This window comes from Virgibacillus oceani, from assembly GCF_014638995.1.
GTDB lineage: Bacteria > Bacillota > Bacilli > Bacillales > Amphibacillaceae > Virgibacillus_E > Virgibacillus_E oceani.
The window spans coordinates 50,776-57,933 of sequence record NZ_BMFR01000020.1 but is presented as its reverse complement, the minus strand read 5'-3'; the positions used below and the strand labels follow the sequence as shown (position 1 = coordinate 57,933).

The following is a 7,158-nucleotide window of genomic DNA, read 5'->3' as shown; positions in this document are numbered from 1 at the left end:
CGTCAGCACGAGGAGGCTCATCAGCCGCCCACGGAAAGCGTAGTGTATACGGGCTGCGGAATCGAAGAGCATCGCAAAATGTAATATTTACTTCGCAGTTTACGGACAATTAACAGTGGGGATTATGAATACCACAAAAAGAAAAATCCGAACTAATACAAATTCTAATGGAAGAATTCATAGTTCGGATATCTCTTTAACTAAAATACTTTTGACCCAGCCACAATCTAGTCCTTTTTCGATAATTGCATTGCTTTTTTAAAATCTTTCAATGAATTTGATTTACCGTACATCAAGACTCCACCCTTGTAGACCCTTGCGCCAATTATTGCAAATATAATGATAGTACCAATTAATATTGCTAAAGACAATGCTACCTCCCACACAGGAACGTCCAGCATGCCAACTCGTAAAAACATGAGCATCGGACTAAAAAATGGAATGTATGAACTGATGGTAACAAAACTAGCATCAGGAACATTTAAGCCGTACATCGCAATTAGAAATGCGGCAACAATTAAGAACATCATCGGCATCATTAGCTGCTGTACATCCTCAATTCTGCTAACTAGTGAGCCAAGCATTGCTGCCAATGTGGCATAAAGCAAATATCCCAATGTAAAGAATACAATTGCATAAATAAATAGTGAAACAGATGCACCCTCAATGCCAAAATAACTAAATACACCACCCGTTAGTTCATCCTGATTAGCAGTAATCATGGCATAGGCTACACCAACGATCAGAATAATTTGTGTCAGTCCCAGCAACGCAATACCGATTATCTTTGCAAACATCTGCGTAACCGGGGAAACACTTGAAATTAAAATTTCCATAACACGCGATGATTTTTCCGTCGCTACATCCTGTGCAATCATTTGGCCATACACTAACACTGTAATGTACAATAAGAATAACATTGCATATACAATACCACGTGCTTGGCTGAGCTCTTCGCCCGTTTTTGCACTTTTGTCTAATGCAACCGCATTAAATGTAACCGGTGCATAAATTTCCGCTAATTTAGCCTGATCAATACCCGCCTGTTGTGTTGCAACGGCCACTTTCAGCTGTTGCAATTGTTGCTGAATTGCCGTTTGTTCACCCGCTTCAGCAATTGTCTTTGCAAAGTAAGTAGCTTCCGGGAGTCCATTTTCGTTTAATGATAATGTGATTAGTGCTTCATATTCCTCGGCCTGAACGGCATCCTTGGCGTCCGCTTCAGAACCATTAAATGCTTCCAATTCCATTTCCTCATTTGTACTTTCCAATCCTTTTTTTAGCGGATCAAATAACTCACCTGATTCATCTAATACAGCTATCTTATCTGTACTATCTCCTGCAAATTTATCCATAATTGTTTGGAAATTTGTTGCACCAACTACGAACAAAAGTGTGATAATTGTACTGATCATAAACGATTTTGTTTTAAAACGTGTCATATAGGTATGTGATAATATAATCCAAAACTTATTCATAGGAGGCACCTACTTTCTCAATGAAAATATCATTTAATGACGGTTCCTCTAGGTCGAATTTTCGAATGAAACCTTTACCTTGCAATGCAGAAAAAATAGCCTGTGATACATTCTCATTTTCTATTTGCAATTCGCACCCTTCAGTTAGTGCCTTGTAGCTGATAACTCCAGGCTGATCTTTTAAAAATTCAAGCGACTCATCTGCATGAATAATTAAATTTTTCTTGCCAAACGACCTTTTGATCTCACGCAGTGACCCTTGCACAACCTGCTTGCCCTTATGAAGAATACATAAGTGTTCACATAGCTCTTCTACATGCTCCATGCGATGGGACGAGAACACTATTGAAGTGCCTTGTTCCTTTAAATCAACAACCGCTTCCTTTAGCATTTCAACATTTATTGGATCAAGTCCGGAAAATGGTTCATCTAAAATTAACAGCTTCGGTTTATGTATGACTGCGGAAATAAATTGTATTTTTTGCTGGTTACCTTTAGATAATTCCTCTACCTTCTTATCGATGTATTCAGGTACCTTAAATCTTTCAAGCCATCCTTTCAGTTCCTTTTCAACTTCACTTTTTGTCATACCACGTAATTTCCCAAGATAAATTAACTGATCTCTTACTTTCAGCTTTGGATACAAACCTCGTTCTTCCGGAAGATAGCCAATTAAATGACTTTTGTTATAGTTAATCGTATCACCATTCCAGGAAATTTCCCCTTCCGTAATGTCTAATAATCCAAGAATCATTCGGAACGTAGTCGTTTTACCAGCACCATTTCCTCCTAGAAAACCAAACATTTCTTTTTCTGGTATTTCCAGTGAAAGATGATCAACTGCAGTATGTTGACCAAATCGTTTAGTCACATCTTTTAATACTAATGTCAATGTTTATTCCCCCTCTTTTCCCTTTTTTCTTTTATTTTGTCTGCAACATATACACTTGTATAATAAGTTACGATATGAAAATCATCAATAGCATTAAATAAGAAAAATATCTACCACACCATTATGATCGGTTGCATAGTGATTACTTTTAACCAATTTATCCATCTATTTTCATTTAATGTTCTCGTCACCTTCAAAAATAAATAAATCCTCTATTGTACAATTAAATGTTTGGGCGAGCTTGTGGGCTAAAATTAACGATGGCTTATACTTCCCCTTTTCGAGCGAGATAATAGTCTGTCTGGACACATTCAATTTATGTGCCAATTCTTCTTGTGTAATATACAGCTCATTTCGCTTTTCCTTAATTAACGTTTTCATGTTAACTCCTATACAAAATAAGGTTTTCTTTGCGCATAGTTTACGTGACTCTATTCAGGTTGTCAAGTTTACTTTACACCAAAAATAAAATAAATTATTGTTAAAGGCAGGATAATTCCAGAATATCGCGAATATATACTTTAACTATGTATTTGTACTTCAAGGAGGATACTACATGCGGACCTATATATTAACCGTATTTGAGAAAACTGGGAAAAAGCTGCTGGATGAATCCTTTCAGGCAGCAAATGATGAGGAAGCGAAAAAAATTGGTGATGCTCGTTTAACAAAAGAAGGTTTTAATGAACATACTTTCCGCTGCGTATCACCAGAAGCAAAATTAATATTATTTCACCGGTAAATTCACGATTAGACGACTTCCAGCATGTATAAGAAGTCGTCTTTTAATATGTCTATTTCCCAACAAAAATAGGTTTTCTTTTCCCTAAAAATGCGTCCACACCTTCATCATGATCCTTTGTGTGACAGAGCTCCCATTGTATGTTTTTTTCTTCGTTCAGGAAATATTTCAGCGTTTCCTTCTGATGCTGATGATAAAGCATTTTGGTTTTTACCATTGAAGTAAGTGGCATCGAAAGCAGCCTTTGTCCTAACAACGCTGCATGATCAAGTGCATGTTCCTCTGTAATAACATCAACCAGATTCATTTTCTTTGCCTCTTCAGCCTTTACTTGTTCCATTCCCCATGTAAATTGTTTGGCCTTGTGGGTACCGAGTCGCTCCTGTAACCAAAAATGGCCACCTCCATCAGGTGCAAGTCCAACTCCAAGAAATAGCATCCCAAGTTTAGCATTTTCATTGGCCACAACATAATCAGCTGTAAGAGCGAGACTTAATCCTAACCCAGCAGCGGAACCCTGAACTGCCGCTATGACCATTTTAGGCATCATGTATAGTTTCATGGCAATAGAGCAAATCGTATCCATTACATTGTCATAATAAGCTTTGTCACTAAAATCTGCCATCATACCAATATCCCCGCCCGCACAAAAGGCTTTACCCTTTCCGCTGATGATCACAATCCGATCATCATTCTGTTCAACCTGCTCAACTACATTTAATAGGTCCGTAAGCATTTCTTTATTCAGGGCGTTATATCGGTCAGGTCTGTTCAAATAAATATACGAAATATGATCAACACTTTCGAAAAGTACGGTACTCATATTAATCCCCTTTCTATGTATCCATATTAATCATTAATTCGATATCGCATTCGAATAATCCTGCATATCAAAAAAACGATTCGCGGATTAACCCGCGAATCGTTTTTATAATATGTTTTATTCAGCATTTTCCTGTGATGGATCACCATAAAGTTCTTCTAATGGCTTTGTAATGATTCGGCTAACGTCATTAATAACAAGATTTAATCGTTGTTCTTGTTCCATTAGCTTTGAAATGTCTTTATGCTGCTGAACCAATTCAACAACCTGACGGGCTTTTTCAACTTCTTCTTCTGTAATTTCCTGACCTTGCATTTGTTTCTCCTGCAATTCCATTTGTGTGTTACGGAAATTATCAAACATTTGACTTGCTGAGTCGTCACTCATTACGGCATCATAGGCTTCTTTTAAACTTTTAAATTCGTCACTTTCACGAATGGCTTTCTCTAAATCATATGCACTATCATAAATGTTAGGCAATGTACTTCCTCCTTAAAAATCTGCTAATGTATTCCTCCCCTACTATACCAAACGAGTTCTATCATGTATACTATTTTCTAAACCGAACTGCTTTAAAACCACAGTACTTACATATAAAAATACGATCAACATAAAAAGGCTGTTTTCTTTAGGATTGTTGTTTTTTACTTAATAGACGTAAACTGCGACGTGAATTTTGCATTTTACGTTGCTCATTGACCCCGCAGCCCGTATACACTACGCTTTCCGTGGGCGGCTGATGAGCCTCCTCACGCTGACGCGCTCCGGGGTCTCACCGATGCCTCATCTCCCACAGGAGTCTCCGTGTATACGGGCTGCTAGCAGGAATGAATATGCTTTTTTTATTTCCTCATCCCTATAAACGTATGAAGTTATAAAATATCACATTAGTGTATTTCCGAAACGGTAGTAGTCTAAGCATTTCATTACGTCGCAGTCTACGGAAACAATGCAGTAAAAAGGAACAAAATAGAAAAAAACCTTTTTTAAAAGTTTTTCCCATTTATACGACTAAAAGAAGAGGATAGATTATGATAAAAAAACTTCAGGAAATTTTTCCATCGTTAATTCTAAAATCAAATACACATCAGAATGACAAGTATCTATGGTACATAACACCTGACAGCGAGGTTATTGGAATAGAAAAGGATGAATTAACAACACAAGCAGAAGACCTGCTGGCAACGTTTTTAACACCCTATCATATTCAATTGCCAATCCCTACAGATAAAGAACAGTATTGGACAAACCTTATTCATACAAATGAAATGAACACAAATCAGAAATCAAATTCCCCTTACCGGTTTATCTATTTTTCATATGCAGAAAACAAGTTAGATCCACGCGCTTTTCATGAGGCAATAAATGAGATATTCACAATGCCAATGCCGATCCTCTGGGAAACCGATCATTCTGGAATAATTGTTGAAGAGCAATCCGTTTTAACAGATGAAGCTACCTCCTTCGAACAAATAATTGATATTCTAATGAGTGATTTGTATGTAAAAATCAATTTTTTCATTGGACCATTTCTCCATCAATTGAATGATGCCAAATCTTACTATCGAGCATTAATAGAAAATGCTGATAAATCATTTGCCCATTCCGAAAAAAAGGTAATAACCTATGTTGAAGCAATTCCATATTTAATTATAGAAAAAATAGGATTCGATTTTCGTGCAATGATTTCAGAAATGATTTTAAAAGAAGTAGCTGATGATCATGAATTGCTGCATACAATAGAAACATTTATTGATTGTAACTTAAATGTTTCCGTAACGGCCAAAGAATTGTTTATGCATCGGAACAGCTTACAATACCGCATCGATAAATTTATTGAAAAAACAGGTATCGACATTCGTAATTTTAATCATGCCATGACTGTATATCTAGCAATACTTTCCAAAAATGATCTGGACTAGCAAACATGCACAAAGCATTTTTAAATGTTTGTGCATATTTACTATTTAAGCTTTTCCTAATTTTATATACAATTAAATTAATGAAAATGCTTACATACAGGAGGAATTTATAATGGCAGAATTACGTTTGGACCATATTCAAAAATCCTATGACAAAAAAGTTATCGCTGTAGATGATTTTAATCTACACATTAAAGACAAAGAATTTATTGTTTTCGTTGGTCCGTCTGGGTGCGGGAAATCAACAACATTACGTATGATAGCTGGATTAGAGGAAATTACTGGCGGCGAGCTTTACATTGATGATAAAAAAATGAATGATGTTGCACCTAAAGACCGTGACATTGCAATGGTATTCCAGAACTATGCATTGTACCCGCATATGAATGTTTACGATAACATGGCATTCGGTTTAAAGCTTCGCAAATTTAAAAAAGATGAAATTCAGCAACGTGTAAATAATGCAGCCAAAATATTAGGCCTGGAGGCTTACTTAGACAGAAAACCAAAAGCACTTTCCGGTGGCCAGCGCCAGCGTGTTGCTTTAGGGCGTGCAATCGTCCGTGATGCAAAAGTATTTTTAATGGATGAACCATTATCAAACCTGGATGCTAAACTACGTGTACAAATGCGCGCGGAAATTCAAAAGCTTCATCAGCGTCTGCAAACAACTACTATCTACGTAACTCATGACCAAACGGAAGCTATGACAATGGCAACACGCCTCGTTGTAATGAAAGACGGAATTATTCAGCAGGTTGGTGCACCTAAAGAAGTATATGACAATCCCGAAAATATATTTGTTGGCGGGTTTATCGGATCACCTTCTATGAACTTTTTAACTGGAACACTTAAAAAAGACCATCTTCTATTGAATGATGTAAAAATTAACGTTCCAGAAGGTAAAATGAAGTCACTTCGCGAAAAAGGATATGTCGATAAAGAAGTTATTCTAGGTATTCGTCCAGAGGATATTCACGATGAACCAGTATTTATTGATTCTACACCTGACACTAAAATCACTGCTACAATTGAAGTAGCGGAACTAATGGGTGCAGAAACATATTTGTATTCAAAAGTTAACGACCAGGACTTTATCGCTAGAGTCGATTCCCGTTCAGATATTAATGGCGGGGAGCGTCTCGATCTAGCATTTGATATGAACAAAGCCCATTTCTTTGATCCAGATACGGAACTTAGAATTAGATAATACTCCATTCAATGGAAATGTCTAATAAAATAATAGTACGGAAAAAAACAGCGATTTGCATTCTGAAATCGCTGTTTTTTGTATAATAACA

The 7,158-nt window shown here is 36.7% G+C and carries 8 protein-coding genes; 3 read left to right on the top strand and 5 right to left on the bottom strand.

Going from position 1 to position 7,158, the window contains the following annotated elements:
* Positions 1-227: 227 nt before the first annotated feature.
* The 3 genes from IEV74_RS17130 to IEV74_RS17120 form a co-directional block, all read right to left on the bottom strand.
* Positions 228-1,478, bottom strand: coding sequence for an ABC transporter permease (locus IEV74_RS17130; RefSeq protein WP_188456592.1), 1,251 nt, complete (start codon positions 1,476-1,478; stop codon positions 228-230).
* A complete protein-coding gene (locus tag IEV74_RS17125; protein ID WP_188456591.1) occupies positions 1,471-2,370 on the bottom strand; it encodes an ABC transporter ATP-binding protein in 900 nt (299 codons plus the stop codon). Before IEV74_RS17125 ends, IEV74_RS17130 begins: the two co-directional genes overlap by 8 nt.
* Before the next feature lie 171 nt (positions 2,371-2,541).
* Positions 2,542-2,751, bottom strand: coding sequence for a helix-turn-helix transcriptional regulator (locus IEV74_RS17120; protein ID WP_188456590.1), 210 nt, complete (start codon positions 2,749-2,751; stop codon positions 2,542-2,544).
* Positions 2,752-2,926: 175 nt separating this feature from the next.
* On the opposite strand from IEV74_RS17120, the gene IEV74_RS17115 reads away from it, so the two are divergent.
* Entirely contained in the window at positions 2,927-3,112 is a 186-nt protein-coding gene (locus IEV74_RS17115) for a YhzD family protein (protein ID WP_188456589.1), read from the top strand.
* 52 nt (positions 3,113-3,164) lie between these two features.
* On the opposite strand, the gene IEV74_RS17110 is transcribed toward IEV74_RS17115, so the two are convergent.
* On the bottom strand, positions 3,165-3,935 hold the full coding sequence (locus IEV74_RS17110) for an enoyl-CoA hydratase-related protein (RefSeq protein ID WP_188456588.1): 771 nt from the start codon (positions 3,933-3,935) through the stop codon (positions 3,165-3,167).
* A gap of 117 nt (positions 3,936-4,052) precedes the next feature.
* Positions 4,053-4,415 carry a YlbF/YmcA family competence regulator gene (locus IEV74_RS17105; protein WP_188456587.1) on the bottom strand — a complete coding sequence of 121 codons (363 nt, stop codon included), beginning with the start codon at positions 4,413-4,415 and terminating at the stop codon, positions 4,053-4,055.
* 551 nt (positions 4,416-4,966) lie between these two features.
* Between IEV74_RS17105 and IEV74_RS17100 the strand changes: the two genes are divergently transcribed.
* Both IEV74_RS17100 and IEV74_RS17095 read left to right on the top strand, forming a co-directional pair.
* Entirely contained in the window at positions 4,967-5,857 is an 891-nt protein-coding gene (locus IEV74_RS17100; RefSeq protein ID WP_188456586.1) for a PucR family transcriptional regulator, read from the top strand.
* A gap of 112 nt (positions 5,858-5,969) precedes the next feature.
* Positions 5,970-7,067: an ABC transporter ATP-binding protein gene (locus tag IEV74_RS17095; RefSeq protein WP_188456585.1), complete on the top strand. Its 1,098-nt coding sequence runs from the start codon at positions 5,970-5,972 to the stop codon at positions 7,065-7,067.
* The last annotated feature ends 91 nt before the right edge of the window (positions 7,068-7,158 follow it).

Excerpts from the sequence above, each read along its gene's own strand:
- IEV74_RS17100 (WP_188456586.1), top strand. The coding sequence starts at position 4,967 with ATGATAAAAAAACTTCAGGAAATTTTTCCATCGTTAATTCTAAAATCA.
- IEV74_RS17120 (WP_188456590.1), bottom strand. The coding sequence starts at position 2,751 with ATGAAAACGTTAATTAAGGAAAAGCGAAATGAGCTGTATATTACACAA.
- IEV74_RS17115 (WP_188456589.1), top strand. The coding sequence starts at position 2,927 with ATGCGGACCTATATATTAACCGTATTTGAGAAAACTGGGAAAAAGCTG.
- IEV74_RS17130 (WP_188456592.1), bottom strand. The coding sequence starts at position 1,478 with ATGAATAAGTTTTGGATTATATTATCACATACCTATATGACACGTTTT.
- IEV74_RS17095 (WP_188456585.1), top strand. The coding sequence starts at position 5,970 with ATGGCAGAATTACGTTTGGACCATATTCAAAAATCCTATGACAAAAAA.
- IEV74_RS17110 (WP_188456588.1), bottom strand. The coding sequence starts at position 3,935 with ATGAGTACCGTACTTTTCGAAAGTGTTGATCATATTTCGTATATTTAT.